Genomic DNA, 16,854 nt, shown 5'->3' with positions numbered 1-16,854 from the left:
TAATCTGTGGCAATAAAAAAAAATACACATCCGATTAAACGATTTTTGATTTCTACAATCTAAAATCTACACTCTAAAATCAAAAATCAACCATGCGTTGGACAATAAAACCAAAACCTTCTGAAGATAAAGTCAAACATTTGGCGCAAGCCCTAAATGTAGAAGATTTTGTAGCAACACTTTTGATTCAGCGTGGCATTGAAACTTTCGAAGATGCCAAAAATTTCTTTCGCCCTTCGTTAAAACATCTTCATGATCCTTTCCTGATGAAAGACATGGACAAAGCGGTTTCCCGAATAGAATTAGCTATCGAAAATCAGGAAAATATCTTGGTTTTTGGAGATTATGATGTCGACGGAACAACGGCGGTTTCATTGGTTTCTGCCTATTTAAAATCACATTATCCTAATATTGCTACTTATATTCCGGATCGTTATGCAGAAGGTTACGGAATTTCGTTTAAAGGAATTGACTTTGCAGATGATAACGGATTTTCATTAATCATAGCTTTAGACTGCGGTATAAAATCTATTGACCATATCGCTTACGCAAAAGAAAAAAACATCGATTTTATTATTTGTGATCACCACCGTCCAGGAGAATTTCTTCCGGATGCGGTTGCTATTTTAGATCCAAAAAGAGAAGATTGCTCGTATCCTTATGATGAATTATGCGGTTGTGGAGTTGGCTTTAAATTAATTCAGGCTTTAGGAACAAATAGAGGCGAAACGATCGAAGATTTAATTCCGTATCTGGATTTAGTGGCGACGGCAATTGCTGCTGATATTGTACCTATTACAGGTGAAAATAGAGTTTTAGCTTATTTTGGTTTACAAGTTATCAATTCAGATCCAAGACCTGGAATTAAAGCTTTGGTTCATCAGGTTAAAAAGAAAACACTGGATATTACTGATGTTGTTTTTATTATTTCTCCCCGAATAAATGCTGCCGGAAGAATCAAACACGGTAATCATGCGGTTGAATTATTGACAGAATTCAATTTTGAACAAGCGCAACAATTTGCTTCAGAAATAGAACAATACAATTCAGATCGAAAGGATCTGGACAAACAAATTACCAAAGAAGCTTTTCAGCAAATCCTGACTAATAATGAACAAGATCGATTTTCGACGGTTGTTTTTCAGAAAGACTGGCACAAAGGCGTTATCGGAATTGTAGCGTCACGACTTATCGAAACCTATTATCGTCCAACTTTAGTTTTTACTAAAAGTGGAGATAAATATGCCGCTTCTGCAAGATCTGTAAAAGGATTTGACGTTTACAATGCGCTTGATGCTTGTTCTGAACATTTGGAACAATTTGGAGGGCATATGTATGCAGCAGGAATGACTTTGAAAGCGGAGAACTACAAAACCTTCAAAGATGCTTTTGAAAATCAAGTTCAGGAAACCATTTTGCCCGAAATGCGTACTCCGGAAATAGAAGTAGATGCCGAAATTAACTTTACAGATATTACTCCAAAACTAATTCGGATTTTAAAACAATTCGAACCTTTTGGACCTCTGAATATGACGCCTGTTTTTATGACTAAAGAGGTAAAAGATACAGGTTATGCTAAAACTTTAGGCGCAGAAGAAGAACATTTGAGACTTTTTGTGAAGCAATATAATTCTGATGGAATTGCTGCAATAGGTTTTGGATTGGGAAAAAAAATAGACATTACAAAAAATCAAAATACTTTTCAGCTGGCGTATTCATTGGCTGAAAACGAGTGGAACGGAACCGTTTCGACTCAACTTATGCTAAAAGATATTAGAACAAATGACGAATAAAACAGAAAAGCGCGATCCTTATCAGGCATTGCGCTACAGAGAATTTAATGTTTTTTTACTATTGCGTTTTGCTATGGTTTTTGCCTGGGCCATGCAATTTATCGTGATCGAATGGGAAGTTTATAGTTTGACTAAAAACCCGCTTTCGTTAGGAATTATTGGTTTAATGGAAGTTATTCCCGCCGTTGGTATGGCTTTATTTGCCGGACATATTGTGGATCAAAAGGAAAAGAAAGGATTATTGGTAAAGTGTATTCTGGGATTTTCTGTAATTAGCTTTGGATTGTTTTTATTGACCTGGCCAAGAGTTGTAGGTGATTTATCTCCAACTGTTATTTTATATTCAATTTATACATTAGTTTTTTTAGGCGGATTAGTTAGAGCTTTTCTTGGACCAACTATTTTCTCTCTTCTATCGTTGATTATTCCTAAAAAAGCATATCCAAATGCTGCTACATGGAGTAGTTCAGTTTGGCAAATTGGAGCCGTCATGGGACCGGCGTTGGCTGGATTCTCAATTAACTGGATTGGAGTTCACTGGTCAATGTGCCTTGTTTTTGGATTCTCAATTCTTTCCTTAATTGCCTTATCGCAGATCAGCAAAAAACCTATTACAAATCCAAAGATTGGAGAATCGATAAAAGATAGCCTTGCAGAAGGTTTAAATTTCGTGTTTAAAAACCAAATTGTTTTAGGTGCATTATCGCTTGATATGATTGCAGTACTTTTTGGAGGCGCTGTTGCGTTATTGCCTGTTTTTGCTCAGGATATTTTAAAAGTCGGGGCTGAAGGTTTTGGTGTTTTAAGAGCCGCTCCAGCAGTAGGAGCTTTCATTACGATGCTAGTTTCTGCATATGTGCCTTTGTATAAAAATGCAGGAAAGAAACTTTTAATAGCCATATTTATTTTCGGATTATCGATCATCTTATTTGGTCTTTCTACGTCATTCTGGCTTTCTGTTTTCGCTTTATTTTTAAGCGGACTTGCTGACGGAATTTCTGTAGTAATTCGACAAACGATTTTACAGCTTAAAACTCCCGATCATATGCGTGGACGAGTTGGTGCTGTAAACTCAATTTTTGTTGGATCTTCGAATGAATTAGGCGCTTTTGAAAGTGGTGCAACGGCTAAATTAATGGGAACTGTAACCTCTGTTGTTTTTGGAGGAAGCGTTACACTTTTAACTGTTATTGTAACAGCATTAAAGTCGCCAACATTTAGAAAATTAGATCTTAATAAAGATATGGAAGATCATCAAAATATGGAGTAATCTTTTTAAAACCATATCAATACTATAAGTTCATTCAAAATACTGAACTTCATCTTGAACAGACTCCAGTTTTAACTGGAGTTTTTTTATGAGTCATCGATTCGGCTTAGCCAAAATTAAAAACTCTGTCATAATCTTATACGGTGAAACATTTTTTCAAATTTTATGATTTTTTATTTAGAACTAATATAAATAGTATTTATATTTGTTGTAATAAAAGTATCTGTAATGAGAGAAATAGAACAATTATACCACAACAACTTCGGGATTGCTTTTTACTGGAAAAAAGAAAACGAAACTATAACGGATAAAATACAATTGGTTTTTAAGGAAACCGGATTTTATTTTACGATTCAGGAGTTGAATTATTTTTGTGATTTAATCGAAGACAGCATGATAGAAAATGCTTGTTGTGAAGCTTGTGAATTAAAAAACTCTTGTCATAAATTTTTACTTAAAACACCTTGTGCATCGATAGATTTAGCAGTTTCAATCAAAGAATTAAAATCTATTAAAGATCTTGTCGAAGGATCTTTATTTAGAATCGAGCTAGATGAGTATGTTTATGGAGTTGGCTTAAATTAAGAAGCATTCTAAATATTTTAACAACACTTTTTTCATTATCTAAATATATTTTGATTTTATTCAAAAAAAAGTATATTTACCATAATGAAAATAATACGTATTCTTTTTACTTTGATTGTTTCGATTGCTTTTCTAACGAGCTGCAAAAACGAAGATGACAATTACATTGACCCACGCGGAACGGATTATGCCGGTTCTCAAAGCTGTATTCAATGCCATCAAGTACAATATGAAAATGCTTTTCATAGTTCGCATTTCAAAGCGACTTCTCCTGCTACCAAAGAAAATATTTTAGGACATTTTACCAATGGCCGTAATACTTTTGTTTATGATGCAGAAACGAAACTGGTTATGGAAGAGCGCCATGATAGTCTTTATCAGGTTCTTTACAAAAACGGAAAAGAAGTTGAAGCACATCCATTTGAAGTTCTTTTTGGGACAAAACATGCCCAAACCAGTGCTTTCTGGCAAAACCATTATACATACGAATTACCTATTTCTTACTACAAATCCTTAAATAGTTGGGCAACAAGTCCGGGATATTCTGCATCAAAAGTAAACTTTGAACGAAAAATCGATAAGGAATGTTACGGCTGCCATAGTTCTAATATTGCAAGCAGATATGTAACTACAAGTTCAGACAGTATTACTTTTATGAACCAGGAAGTAGAAGATTTTATGAATCCGAAAACCTTAGTTTACGGAATTGATTGTGAACGTTGTCACGGACCAGCCAAAGAACATGTTCAAAAACATTTGAAATTTCCTGATTTAAAAATCGCACAGAACATAACTTCATTTAAAAAACTGAGCAGACAGCAAAAAATTGATGCTTGCGCCTTATGCCATTCCGGAAATGATAAACTAAAAGTAAAATCACGTTTTGAATTTAAACCCGGAGATGATTTATTAGAATATTTCAGGGGAGTTCCGGGATCTAATGACAGTATTAATTTTGATGTTCACGGAAATCAATTGGGATTATTATCTCAAAGCAAATGTTTTAAAAAGAGCGAAACCATGGATTGTATGACTTGCCATAATCCGCATGCCAATGCTTCTCAAAATCTGGTGAGTTATTCTAAAATATGCATGAGTTGCCATCAGGGAATAAAACACAACGCTACGACCGTAAAAACAACCTCAGCAAGCATATTGGCTAACAATTGTGTGGAATGTCATATGCCAAAGAAAATGTCTAATGCAATCACTTTTCAGCTTTCGCAAAATAAAAACAAGTCAAATTACATTTTGAGAACGCACAAAATTGGAATTTACCCTAACAATAAAAAGTAATTATTGTTCGAATTTTTGAAGTTCAAAAGTTTCTCCATCAAAAACTCCGTAGGTAAAATAACCAATCCAGTCGCCCAGATTTGCATATTTAGCATCTTGTCCCACATCTATAATCATGGGTAAATGACGATGTCCGAAAATAAAATAATTATAGTGTTTCGTTTCCAGCTTACGTTTGGCATATAAAACCAGCCATTCGTTTTCTTCGCCTAAAAATTTCACATCTTCATCTCCTGAAATCAGTTTATTTTTAACAGATAAATATTGCGCCAGACTTACGCCAACATCAGGATGTAACCAACGAAAAAGCCATTTAGAAAACGGATTTGTAAATACTTTTTTCATTCGTTTATATCCTTTATCACCAGGACCTTTTCCGTCACCGTGACCAATCAGGAACGTTTTTCCGTTAAAAGTAAATTCCTTATTATCATGATAAACCGGAATATTTAACTCGGTTTGAAAGTAATCGTTCATCCATAAATCGTGATTTCCCACGAAAAAATAAATAGGAATCCCGCTATCGCGTATTTCAGCCAATTTACCTAAAACACGTACAAACCCTTTTGGAACAACCGTTTTATACTCAAACCAGAAATCGAACAAATCGCCTAATAAAAAAATAGCTTCGGCATCTTGCTTTACAACATCTAACCACGCTACAAATTTTTGTTCACGCGGCAAACTCAACTCAGGCGTTGGAGCACCAAAATGCTGATCTGAAGCAAAATATACTTTTTTCATTTAGATTATTAGATGTTAGACTTCTTAGATTGTTAGATCGTTGAATTTTGACTTATGACTTGTGACTTTCGACTAACTAGTTATCACTTGCGTACCATTCTGCAAATGATGATTCTGTTTCCTGAAGTTTAAGGGAGTAAAGAGATATATCTTTTGGTAAACGCGCTATGATTCTGTCTGCAAAATCAACCACCATGTTTTCGCTTGTTGGCTGATAATCTACTAAAATCACATGATGACCACGATTTTTTAATTCATTTGCCAGTTCGATATGTGGCGTCGTTTCATTAAAAACAGTTGCATGGTCAAACTGATCGACGATTTCTTCTTTTACAATTTTCTTTAGATCCGAAAAATCAATTACCATCCCAAATTTCACATTCGATCGATCCGTGATTGGTGAACCAATAACCGTTACCGATAATTTATAACTGTGCCCGTGAACGTTTTTACATTTTCCGTCGTAACCGTATAAAGCATGTCCGGTTTCGAAACTAAATTGTTTTGTAATTCTGATATTACTCATCGATTTGAATTTTAGGTTGCAAATTTACAAATTAATAACCGTTTTCATCTCTTTTTTTAGCGCTGTTGTACATCCAATATGCAATTACTATTAAAACTACAAAAGGAATAAACGATCCAATGACTACTCCAATCTCATAACTGCCATCAGGAGCCGTTTTAATTTTCTCTGCAACATCTACATGTTGGAATAATGAAATGATATACATCTTGAATAAATTTTGATTTAACACATAAAAAAACAAACACTTACGAAATCCTCAACTTTATCAAAGTTTAAAACTCTGACAAAGTTATCGCACTGAAAACTGAGACCGGGACTGAAGACTGAAGACTGAAGACTAAATCTAAAAAACCTTACTTTTTAAACTGTGTTAAAGCATTTCTTGAAAAATCAGACAAAACCAATTTTCCTGTAATTGCTGCACGTTCTATAAGGAGTGATTCCCAATACTCAGTTCCTTCCCAGATAATTTTCTTCATTTCAGATAGTGCTTCAGGATTGTATGAACTTAATTTTTGAGCAAAATTTGCTACAGCATTATCAAGATCCTGCGCCGTATGAATTTCAGAAAACAATTTATTTTGTAATGCCCATTCTGCCGATTTCCATTCGTGGGCTGCCAAAGTCATTTCTGCCATTGCTGCTTTTCCTATTTTACGTGAAACAGCCGGTTCAATCACAAACGGACCAATACCAATGGCTAATTCAGATAATTTTACTGCACTTTCCGGAGTTGCCAAAACATAATCACAAGCGGATATGATCCCAACTCCGCCGCCTACAGCTTTTCCCTGAACTCTGCCAATAATAAGCTTCGAACAATTGCGCATCGCATTTATCAAATGTGCAAAACCAGAGAAAAATTCTGTCCCTTGCTGCTCATTTTCAACCTGCAAAAGTTCATCAAAAGAGGCTCCGGAACAAAAAACTTTAGATCCTTCGCTTTGCAAAACAACAACCGAAACTGTTTCGTTAAGACTTAAAGCATTAATCTCAGCCGTTAACCTATCCAACAATTGTCTCGGAAAAGAATTACTCGCCGGATGACCAAATTGTACTGTTGCCACAGCATTATTAAAAGTAGTTTGTAAAGAACCGTTTTGATTTTCTGTACTCATAAAAATATATTTGATCGTAAAGTTACGGTTTTGCTAAATATTTTTAGCCGAACGCGATTTGAAATTTGTTTTTTGAAAATTAATTGACTTTATTTGCTAACGCTTTGGGGGATTAGCTCATTTGGCTAGAGTATCCCGATACAATCGGGATGGTAACGGTTCGAATGCAGATCTTAAAGTTATAAAAAAGGGGGATTAGCTCATTTGGCTAGAGTACTTGCCTGGCAGGCAAGGGGTGACCGGTTCGAATCCGGTATTCTCCACAAATATTTACAAACAAATACCCAAACATAAAAGTATGTTTGGGTATTTTCATTTATGTCAATTATGTTTTACACTTACATTCTATATTCACTTACGATTAACAAGTATTATACAGGATCTTGTGAAAATATTGAACAACGCTTGCAAGATCATTTAAACAGCAGAAGCAAGTTTACATAAGTCGCTAAAGATTGGGAATTAAAATATTTCGAAACTTTTGTTAGCCGAAGTGAAGCTTGCAAAAGGGAATTACAAATCAAAAAAATGAAAAGCAGGAAATACATCGAAACTTTAATACAGATAAAAAAACTAAATTATCCCAACGTATCGGCTAGATGATCGATTCTCCCGAAGTTTCGGGAAGGTATTCTCCACAAAAAAACCGTATTACTTAATTGGAATACGGTTTTTTTATTTAAGACATTTTACTGTAAACTATCGTTCACTCGCATTATTATCAAAATCCGGTTCATCTTCATCCGGTTTCTTAAAATCATTATTTAGTAAATCGGTTAGTTTCTTTTTCTCTTTCTGATTTCTTTTTGTTGTAAGCACAATTAAAACAATTGCTACTGCAACTACAATTCCTATTATTATCCAATTGATTTTCATCGTTTTAATTTTTAAATAAAAATAAAGTTTTAAATCATTGAGTATATTATCAAAAGGTTAAGTATTAATCTCAAAAAATCAGCACTTAATTGAATATAATAATACTATTTGCAGGATATTTCTTCATATAGATTTTATATTTTTGAATAAATCCGTAAACTAATAAAAGCAACAACTTAAACGATGAATCTTAAAAAACTACAAACCATCTGGAGAGTACCAATATACCTGCCTTATCTTCAGCCGGAACTTACAGATGATATTTTGAAAAATGCAGAAAAGCAAATTGGCTTTAAATTACCAACAGAATTAGTAGAAATCCTAAAAATTCAAAATGGCGGATATATTCGATATAAATTTCCTGAATTACCTCAAGAAATACTTAACGGAATTGGACCTCACTTTCCGTCTTTAACTGATTTTGACTGGGAAGAATCTAAAGAATATGTGAGTTTTGAACTTGACGGACTTGTGCCTTTAGACGGAGATGGTCATTGGTATATTTGCCTGGATTACAGAGAAAACAAAGAAAATCCTAAGGTTTATTTTATTGATATTGAATGCGATAATGAAGAAGAAATTGCCGGATCGTTTAAAGAATATCTGGAACTTTTAGAACTTGATATTGAGAATGAATTGGTTATTGAGACAGAAGATTCAATCGAAAATACAGCAAAACTGCTTGAAAATATTCTGGAGATTAAGTTCTCAGAACCAGATTATTTCAATAGCGGATATGCTAATTATCAAAGCAAATACAAAAATAGCTGGCTATGGTTAACGCCCAATAAAGTTACTGCAGGTTTTGTGAGAGAAAACGATAAAAGATATGAGGAACTAAAAAATCAAATGAATAGTTTTTCTGAAATTCATCCTGAAATTGATGAAAACTATTTATTTCTTGAACTTTCTGAAGAAGATCTAAACGAGGAAATAATCAAGAAATTAAGAGAAAATAATATCAGGATAAATTTTCTAACAGAAGTAATTGAACAAAAATCAGGACTTATTGAACAATTAATTAAATGGCACGACTCTGACAAGCACACTAAAATAATTGAGAAAATTGAAGCGATTCCAGAATCTGAATTAAATTATGAGTTAAAGAATTTATTAGGACGCGCTTATAATAATAATTCAGAATATGATAAGGCTATCAAAATTCTCCTAACTGAATCTGAAAATGGAACAGAAGATTTCTTATGGAATTTTCGGGTAGGTTATGCATATTATCATAAAAATGAGAAGGACAAAGCTTTACCATATTTCAAAAAAAGTGCTTTATCAGGATACGAACCAGCAAAAAATTACGAAAAATGGTGCATTGAAGAATTAACACCTATTATACCTGTGAATATTCCCAGATCAAAAATGACATTAAATAATATTGCCTGGTTTTTTTCGAAAAAATTCTATGACGATGCCGAAAAGTTCAATCAGGAAGTTATCGAATATCAAAAAAGAATTTACAAAACTGATGAGAACTGGAAACCAAGTGAAATTGTTTTTGATGTTCCGGAACTTCAGATTCAGTACATGAGTTGGATAACAAAAGCTGCTGATGTATTAGAAAATGAAACTTTAATTGATGAAGACCAAGATGTTTTCGAAAAATATCCTAATGAAACCGAACATCAGGTCGAGATTTTCGCCAGACTGAAAGCGGATAATAATAAAAACTTTACAGCTTTAGAGTTTTTACTAAAAACACATAACCAGCAGGCAAATAAAGAATTGGGAGATCATGTGTTTTTTGAAGGAACAGATGAGAATCTTCAAATTATTAACGAATTGCCAACTTGCTACATTGCTTGTGGAAGCTAGAAAATCAGAAATATGAAACAAGAAATACTACTTCAAATTCAGAAATTAGGAGGAAATATTGACAATGTAAAAGGAAACTCATTACAGAAAGATTTAGAATCTATTGAATTTAAACATCCTTTATATCCAAACGATTTTGAAGATGAATTATATGGTGTTGATGAATTTTACAAAAGTAACCAGCAATTATATGTAACCAATAAAAAAGCATTTTATGATAGTTTATTAGATCATTTTTTCTCTGATCATGAAATTCCCTATGGTCAGGCTTTTTTTAGAAATTTTTTATTTACACCATTCAGGAAAGATTCGGATGATTTTGATGAACTTGACGGACTTGTAGAAGACAGTGAAATAAGGGAAGTTGTTACCGGCGGAGATTTAGAATTTATGTGCATTTGCTATTCTTACGGATTTCCGGATCAATATTTTATTTGCCTCACAGATCCTAATCAAGAGAATCCAACGGTTTACGGAACAGACCATGAAGTTTTTTTCCAGGAAATTGAAAATGAAGGAACTTTAGAAGAATTTTTTAAACGCTTTTTAACAAAAGATGAATTTTTAGAAATAGTCGAAAATTATATCGAGAATGTAAAAACAGATAAATAAACATGGCATTAATTTCTCAAAATAAATTTATCTGTTTTTTAAAGAAATATATCCTGGTTGGGTTACTTCTGTTTACAAGCACTTTTTTAGAAATCTACTGGTCAGTGGGAAAATTTTCTAAAAACATTTCAAGTGGCTGTTTAGATTGTACTTTTTCCGAAGATGTTTTTTTAATGTCATTATTTACAACCATTTTCTTAACCTTCTTATTTCTTGCCCTTTCGCTAATTAAAAACATGCATTTGAAAAGAACAATCGAAATTTTAATCTTAATTTTAGCCTGGCTTTTCTGGAATCATACTGTTTTTGTCGATCGCGAATCGTCATGGAGTACATATACTTTTAGAGAAGAAGTTCTTTATACATTTTCGAATTCGATTTTGCCGGTTTTGGTTCTGTCAATTGTCACAATATTTGCCTTAAACTATATCTCAAAAAGCCATGAGCCCAAATAAAAAATATATAATAATACTTAGAACTTATCTGATTCTCAGTTTGCTTCTGGCAATAAATTGTTTCTTGTATTATTTTAAAGATATTAGCCTGCGTGGTTATTATAGCGATGTTGCTTTATTTTGGCTTTGGTTTGCAACAAGTTCTTTGGTAATTGTTGTGTTCTGGAAAAAAATTATGGCAAAATTACTTTTGGTAGCAATAATAGGATCAATACTACTCAGCATTTTGCCTATGATGATGCCCTTTTATGCATGGGTTCTTTCAACAACATCCTTAGGACTGCTGATCGATAAAAATCTAAATGAAAAATATCGGGCACAAATTGTAAGTTATAGTGCAATGGCGCCACCATGGCTTGAAGTGATAGAAAAAAATGGCGTGATCGAAAAAAGAATCTTTAAAAGCACTGATCATGAGCTTATGAATGATAATTTGGATGTAACAATTCGAACAGCAAAAGATATCATTTTCAAAAATGAAACCGACAGTACACTCACGCTCACACTTTTTTACGGAGGACCAAATAAAACAATTACCTTCAACAAAAACACTGGAAATATCACTAAAATAGAACCAAATTAATGTAAGTAAAAACGAAACGCTATGACACTATTACTCCGCTGGTTATTAATCCCTATAATCGCATTGATTGTATTACTGTTCTGGAAAGGCAGTCCAGTTATTATAAAATCGACATTATTAATTGTTCCTCTGGCAATTATAGTTAGTTGGTTTGCACACGAAGGAGCCTTTAGCGGAAGCGGCGGATTAGAGCGATTATACGGGATATTAACCCTAATTGCATTTTTGGTTTGCTATGAAATTGGTTTATTATTCAACCGTTTTTACCTCGCCAAAAAAAGCATAGATACCATGCAAGATGATGTATTGCTTACTATTGCGTTGATTCTCTTAATAGCATCGATTGTATATTTTTTAGTCCTGATTTCGAAATAAAACAAATAATAATAAAAATAGTTTACCAAAACCTAACCTTAAATCCATATCTATTTATGAATTTTAAAATACCTGTACTTCTTGGCGCTTCGTTTCTTTTACTATTATCCTGCAACAAAAAGGAAGAAACCAAAGACAATAACTCTCATCCTGACAAAACTACAACAACACAAAATGATACTCTACAAGCCGAAGAAGCGCCCAGAAAAGAAAGTATAAATTTATTTACGCTTACTTATAGAGACAGTACCGATGTGGCTTTTGTATCTCTTTCAGACATTTATCCTCTAAACGATACTGCTTCAGACACGCTTGCTTTACCCAATATTGAAAAAATGGAGAAGAGTGCTTCAAAATATTTCACTTTAGAAAAAAAATACAGAAATCATTTTTTATCTAAAACAAATATATCAGAAACCGATTCTCTTTTTGTTTACGATTATGCAAAAAACAAACTGGCATCATTTGCAATAAAAAACCTTAAAGCTGCTGCATGGATAAACGGTTACTCCTCTGAAGAAGATTGGCCGTATCGCCGATACGATTATATGATTGGTTTTGAAATCAGCAAACAAAATTTAAACGGATTTGGTGATTATTATTCGAATGTAATTGTCTATGCGGGCAAAGAAAATCCGTTTGCAAAAGGACCATTAAAACCAATTGTCTGGAAAAAAATTGCGCGTAAAGAATATCCTTCTAAACCTATGAAGGCTGAAGATATCACTGCATTAAAAAACACAATTCCCGGCAACACTTATTCGTATACAACAGAAAGCCATCAGTATTTTTTACAAGATTATCTTGATAGCCATAAAATAATTTATACCAGACGCCTTTTAATAGCCGATTCTAAAACCAAAGAAATCATAATCGATAAGGTTTACACCCAAAGCGAAGGCACCTCTCCCGCTCCACTAAACGGTGAAAACGGAGACGAATCGTTTGATCAATATACAGGCAAATTGTTTAAGAATAAACCGGAGGTTGTTTTTGGTTTTCAATACGAATCTTTTGGTTGTCCGGCAATTTCGATAATTGATAAATCAAACGAAGATATTTATCTACAATGCGATAATCGTCATTAATGGATAATCTAAAAAATCAGAGTAGGGAATTATTTTTTAAAATAAAATCGCAATCAAAATTAAAATATATCTTAAATTAAATGCATTTATTAGAAAATAAACCATAAATAAAATTTAAATCAATGTGTTTTGACTATATTTGTAAGAATTATTTTCTTTACCAACAATAAAAGAGAACTTATCTGTAAAAAATATAAAAACCAAATTTAAATCAAAAGGTTTTTTAAACGTATCCTACATAAACATAATACCCAAAAGCTTGACACTAAAACCGTATTACTTGATTGTAATACGGTTTTTGATTTTATAAAACATTCTTTAATTTTGTTTATGACCAATAGATAAATAAAACATTGAGTTATAAAAGATCCAGACAATCATTTAATGTTAACTAAATAATCTTGTCTAATTATAAGATGAGGAAGAAAGCAGAAATTTTAGAATTGCATAATTCATAAGAAAAATTGTATTTTTACTTATCGCAAAACGACACAAAATTGTATCGTACACGAACAACCTTGTTTTTTACTAAAGTTTATTTTGTAAAAGAATTTTAAATACCTTTGAATTTATGAGCACAGCAACAAAACCAAATCATATAGGGCGAAAAATTAGCCGTATTCGTGAACTTCGAGATATGAAACAAGAAGCTTTGGCACAAGCTTTGGGCATTAGTCAGCAAACAATATCGTCTATTGAAAATAGCGAAACTATAGACGATGAAAAACTTGTCGAAATAGCAAAAGCACTTGGTGTAACCGCAGAAGCAATAAAAGGTTTTTCAGAAGAAAATATGATTACCTATTTTAATACTTTCAATGATAGTCCCGGAAATTTTGGAAAATTTGAGAGTGGTGCTATTTGCAACTTTAATCCACTTGACAAAGTGGTTGAACTTTACGAACGTTTGGTTCTCGCTGAAAAAGAAAAAGTCGAGTATTTAGAGAAGTTATTGAAGGAGAAATAAAATATTTATATAAAATTAAAAAAGCCATTCTAAAATTTTTAGAGTGGCTTTTTTGGTTTAGAATACTAGGTTAAAAATATAGCTTATTTTGACAAAAAAAATAACTTTTGGAGTAAAGAAAGAAAAATCAATTAATATATTTTTACTGATATAGAATCTATTTAATTATTCAAACACAAAATAATATCTGAATTAAGAACATCTTTTATATAAAAATGATCAATAATAAGTTCGAAACAACCATTGAAAATGGGCTGAAAGTCCAAAAGCAATAGTGTAGTGCATCGCACTATGAACTAAATAACACAAAATAATATCTGAATTAAGAACATCTTATATAAAAATGATCAATAATAAGTTCGAAACAACCATTGAGAATGGGCTGAAAGTCCAAAAGCAATAGCGTAGTGCATCGCACTATGAACTAAATAAATCACGAATATTGCCCTGAAAGGGCTAAAGCAAAAACAATATGTCACAATCACTATCTAAAGTATATGTTCATTTAACTTTTAGCACTAAAGGACATTATCCGTTTATTGACCATAATATACAAGAGAGATTATGGCAATACCTTGGTGGTATTTGCAAAGGATTAGAATGCAATCCAATTCAGATTGGAGGATATAAAGATCATGTACATATCTTATGCTTGTTATCTAAAAAGATTAATCAAATGAAATTGGTCGAAGAAGTAAAAAAGCAATCTTCAAAATGGATAAAAACGATAGATAAAAATTACGTAAAATTTTATTGGCAAGATGGATATGGTATATTTCTGTCAATCCATCACAACTAGAAATAGTGACGCAATACATTCAAAATCAAGAAGAACATCATAAAAAACGCACATTCAAGGAAGAATTACTGGCTTTTTTAAACAAATACCAAGTAACATATGATGAACGTTTTCTTTGGGATTAGGCTTTCGCCCTTACAGGGCTTAAATAATAATCTTCATTTATTCATAGTGCTTCGCACCATGCTATTGCTAAGGCTCTTTCAGAGCAGTTTTCGAATACTTTAATTTCGTAATTTGTACAAGAAAAGACAACCGATAGCGCGAATTTGCGATCATAAGTGTTCTAAACTTTCAAAAATGGGCTGAAAGCCCTAAAAAGCAATAGCGTAGTGCAACGCACTACGAATTAAATCAAAAGTAGAAATTGCCCTGAAAGGGCAAAAGAAAATTGAGAATAAAGATTCAAAGAAAAAGGTGTTTTCTAACAACATCGTGTAAAATATGGTAAACATCTTTTTTAGGATTAGGCTTTCGCCCTTACAGGGCTTAAATAATAATCATTATTCATTCATTGATCATAGTGCTTTGCACCATGCTAATGCTAAGGCTCTTTCAGAGCAGTTTTAGAATACCTTAATTTTGTAATTTTTATAAGAAAATAGGATCGTTTTTTTTAACCAATCATAAAAAAATTAACGCCCCAAAACCGTAGTCTTTTTAGACTTACTATAAATCAAATCTGGTTCATTATCCCAGGAAATCACAAGACTATCTTTTGCGGCTTTTTTAATTATTCCCAAATAAATTTTATTAGGTGAATGCACTAAAATAGTATCACCCTTGTAATTACAATCATAAACTTCGCCATTGTTATCATTTATAAAATAATTAGCATTGATTTCTATTTTACTGAAATCACTTTTTTGCCGAGATTCCCATTTACCATAACAATCAGAAATATTTAAAGGCTCTTTTTTCTTTCCAAAAGTTAAACTGAAAGCTTCACTTCTTGAGAGTTCGTTTAATCCTTTGTTTTCAGTTTTATTAAAAAAAGCTTTTTTGTCATAGCTTTTTAGTAATTTATTATTGCCATCTAGAATTGAAATTTTAAAATCTTTAGGAAAACCAATCGATATATCGTTACCATGCAAAGGCAATACCACATATTGTTCCTCACCTTTATCTAATATAATCGAGCGTATCATACTATATTTTTTTCGTAACAACCATTCATCATTTACTTCCTTTATAATTTGTAGTGAATCTGACGGCTTAAAAACTAATCGATGTTCTTTTTCATCTTGGTTAATAAATCTTTTGTAATTATCTACAAGAATTTTAGTCTGCTGTTTTTTATACGTCACAATTTCATTTTCAGAAAATTTAAAATTTATTAGAACCGTTATTTTTTTATCGGTTTCGTTATTCAGATGCAAATATGAAAAACCATCCTCAAACGTTTCAGGTTCCTGTGGCTTTGAAGTTGCAACAAAAGAGAAACAAGAAAGAAGAAAAATCAATTTCAGAAAAACGGGCTGAACTTTATATATGACAGATTCTCGCTTTAATAACCAAAACGAAACCAGAATACTTACCAAGGCCATATTATCTAAAAAATCTACAACACGATAAAGACCAAAGAAATTTACAAAAGCTTCTGAAAAAGGACTTTTCCAAAAAACAAAAAATAAAGCAACAGCAATATGAATTTCTTTGATTCTTTTTGGAAAAAGAACACTCCAAAAAAATGAAAAAGCAAGAAGTCCTGCAAAATCAGATAACTTTCCGGTGAGATAATTATGAAAGACCGTTTTTAATATAAAATCATTTAAAAGAAGAATAAATAACGAAACAAGAAAAACAGGATGTGCTAATCGATTTAATTTTTTTATCATATTCGACATTATTGATTAATGGATATCTAAAAACCAGCGTAGTCAAAAAATCAAATTTCAAGCCAACTCCACATATTATACATTAAAGTTTAATTCATTTTC

Annotated in this window: 19 protein-coding genes and 1 tRNA gene; 14 read left to right on the top strand and 6 right to left on the bottom strand. The window is 32.4% G+C overall.

Features of this window, described 5'->3' with window-relative positions; translation table 11 throughout:
* The first annotated feature begins 92 nt into the window (after positions 1 to 92).
* The 4 genes from recJ to BXU01_RS07555 all read left to right on the top strand — a co-directional run bounded on the left by recJ (position 93) and on the right by BXU01_RS07555 (position 4,944).
* A complete protein-coding gene (recJ, locus tag BXU01_RS07570) occupies positions 93 to 1,793 on the top strand; it encodes a single-stranded-DNA-specific exonuclease RecJ (RefSeq protein ID WP_083692607.1) in 1,701 nt (566 codons plus the stop codon).
* A complete protein-coding gene (locus tag BXU01_RS07565; protein ID WP_083692606.1) occupies positions 1,783 to 3,063 on the top strand; it encodes an MFS transporter in 1,281 nt (426 codons plus the stop codon). The genes recJ and BXU01_RS07565 overlap by 11 nt, the downstream gene beginning before the upstream one ends.
* 228 nt (positions 3,064 to 3,291) lie before the next feature.
* Complete coding sequence (locus tag BXU01_RS07560; RefSeq protein WP_055093800.1) at positions 3,292 to 3,648, top strand: hypothetical protein; 357 nt, start codon at positions 3,292 to 3,294, stop codon at positions 3,646 to 3,648.
* Between the two features lie 84 nt (positions 3,649 to 3,732).
* Entirely contained in the window at positions 3,733 to 4,944 is a 1,212-nt protein-coding gene (locus tag BXU01_RS07555; protein ID WP_083692605.1) for a cytochrome c3 family protein, read from the top strand.
* Here BXU01_RS07555 and BXU01_RS07550 read toward each other — a convergent pair whose 3' ends face one another.
* The 4 genes from BXU01_RS07550 to BXU01_RS07540 form a co-directional block, all read right to left on the bottom strand.
* A complete protein-coding gene (locus tag BXU01_RS07550) occupies positions 4,945 to 5,688 on the bottom strand; it encodes a UDP-2,3-diacylglucosamine diphosphatase (RefSeq protein WP_083692604.1) in 744 nt (247 codons plus the stop codon). It abuts the gene before it with no gap.
* A gap of 76 nt (positions 5,689 to 5,764) precedes the next feature.
* Positions 5,765 to 6,214, bottom strand: a complete 450-nt coding sequence (locus BXU01_RS07545; RefSeq protein ID WP_083692603.1) for a 6-carboxytetrahydropterin synthase — start codon at positions 6,212 to 6,214, stop codon at positions 5,765 to 5,767.
* 31 nt (positions 6,215 to 6,245) lie between these two features.
* A complete protein-coding gene (locus BXU01_RS23635; RefSeq protein ID WP_165689769.1) occupies positions 6,246 to 6,422 on the bottom strand; it encodes a hypothetical protein in 177 nt (58 codons plus the stop codon).
* Positions 6,423 to 6,570: 148 nt separating this feature from the next.
* Positions 6,571 to 7,335, bottom strand: a complete 765-nt coding sequence (locus BXU01_RS07540) for an enoyl-CoA hydratase/isomerase family protein (protein WP_083692602.1) — start codon at positions 7,333 to 7,335, stop codon at positions 6,571 to 6,573.
* Between the two features lie 189 nt (positions 7,336 to 7,524).
* Here BXU01_RS07540 and BXU01_RS07535 point away from each other — a divergent pair.
* Together BXU01_RS07535 and BXU01_RS23975 are read left to right on the top strand one after the other, a co-directional pair.
* Positions 7,525 to 7,598: transfer RNA gene (locus BXU01_RS07535), tRNA-Ala, on the top strand.
* Positions 7,599 to 7,653: 55 nt separating this feature from the next.
* Positions 7,654 to 7,779 carry a GIY-YIG nuclease family protein gene (locus BXU01_RS23975; RefSeq protein WP_369819539.1) on the top strand — a complete coding sequence of 42 codons (126 nt, stop codon included), beginning with the start codon at positions 7,654 to 7,656 and terminating at the stop codon, positions 7,777 to 7,779.
* Positions 7,780 to 8,034: 255 nt separating this feature from the next.
* Here BXU01_RS23975 and BXU01_RS23630 read toward each other — a convergent pair whose 3' ends face one another.
* Positions 8,035 to 8,211, bottom strand: coding sequence for a hypothetical protein (locus tag BXU01_RS23630; RefSeq protein WP_165689768.1), 177 nt, complete (start codon positions 8,209 to 8,211; stop codon positions 8,035 to 8,037).
* Between the two features lie 183 nt (positions 8,212 to 8,394).
* Between BXU01_RS23630 and BXU01_RS07525 the strand changes: the two genes are divergently transcribed.
* The 8 genes from BXU01_RS07525 (at position 8,395) to BXU01_RS07490 (ending at position 14,914) form a co-directional block, all read left to right on the top strand.
* The gene (locus BXU01_RS07525; protein WP_083692601.1) at positions 8,395 to 10,035 is read left to right on the top strand and encodes an SMI1/KNR4 family protein; all 1,641 of its coding nucleotides are present in this window, start codon (positions 8,395 to 8,397) and stop codon (positions 10,033 to 10,035) included.
* A gap of 12 nt (positions 10,036 to 10,047) precedes the next feature.
* Positions 10,048 to 10,647, top strand: coding sequence for a hypothetical protein (locus tag BXU01_RS07520; protein WP_083692600.1), 600 nt, complete (start codon positions 10,048 to 10,050; stop codon positions 10,645 to 10,647).
* A gap of 173 nt (positions 10,648 to 10,820) precedes the next feature.
* The gene (locus tag BXU01_RS23850) at positions 10,821 to 11,102 is read left to right on the top strand and encodes a hypothetical protein (protein WP_255373719.1); all 282 of its coding nucleotides are present in this window, start codon (positions 10,821 to 10,823) and stop codon (positions 11,100 to 11,102) included.
* Positions 11,089 to 11,685 (top strand): hypothetical protein, encoded by a 597-nt coding sequence (locus BXU01_RS07510; protein ID WP_083692598.1) that lies wholly within the window; start codon positions 11,089 to 11,091, stop codon positions 11,683 to 11,685. Before BXU01_RS23850 ends, BXU01_RS07510 begins: the two co-directional genes overlap by 14 nt.
* A gap of 21 nt (positions 11,686 to 11,706) precedes the next feature.
* The gene (locus tag BXU01_RS07505) at positions 11,707 to 12,060 is read left to right on the top strand and encodes a hypothetical protein (RefSeq protein ID WP_083692597.1); all 354 of its coding nucleotides are present in this window, start codon (positions 11,707 to 11,709) and stop codon (positions 12,058 to 12,060) included.
* A gap of 56 nt (positions 12,061 to 12,116) precedes the next feature.
* A complete protein-coding gene (locus tag BXU01_RS07500) occupies positions 12,117 to 13,148 on the top strand; it encodes an oxidoreductase (RefSeq protein WP_083692596.1) in 1,032 nt (343 codons plus the stop codon).
* 571 nt (positions 13,149 to 13,719) lie between these two features.
* Positions 13,720 to 14,115 (top strand): helix-turn-helix domain-containing protein, encoded by a 396-nt coding sequence (locus BXU01_RS07495; RefSeq protein WP_083692595.1) that lies wholly within the window; start codon positions 13,720 to 13,722, stop codon positions 14,113 to 14,115.
* A 472-nt stretch (positions 14,116 to 14,587) separates the two neighbouring features.
* Positions 14,588 to 14,914 (top strand): transposase, encoded by a 327-nt coding sequence (locus tag BXU01_RS07490; RefSeq protein ID WP_206196607.1) that lies wholly within the window; start codon positions 14,588 to 14,590, stop codon positions 14,912 to 14,914.
* Positions 14,915 to 15,549: 635 nt separating this feature from the next.
* Here BXU01_RS07490 and BXU01_RS07485 read toward each other — a convergent pair.
* Positions 15,550 to 16,752: a hypothetical protein gene (locus BXU01_RS07485; protein WP_123773975.1), complete on the bottom strand. Its 1,203-nt coding sequence runs from the start codon at positions 16,750 to 16,752 to the stop codon at positions 15,550 to 15,552.
* Positions 16,753 to 16,854 lie beyond the last annotated feature (102 nt).

Origin of the sequence: [Flexibacter] sp. ATCC 35103, assembly GCF_001975985.1 — a bacterium.
GTDB lineage: Bacteria > Bacteroidota > Bacteroidia > Flavobacteriales > Flavobacteriaceae > Flavobacterium.
The sequence above is the reverse complement of the archived record's forward strand: the minus strand, read 5'-3'. Positions and strand labels throughout refer to the sequence as shown.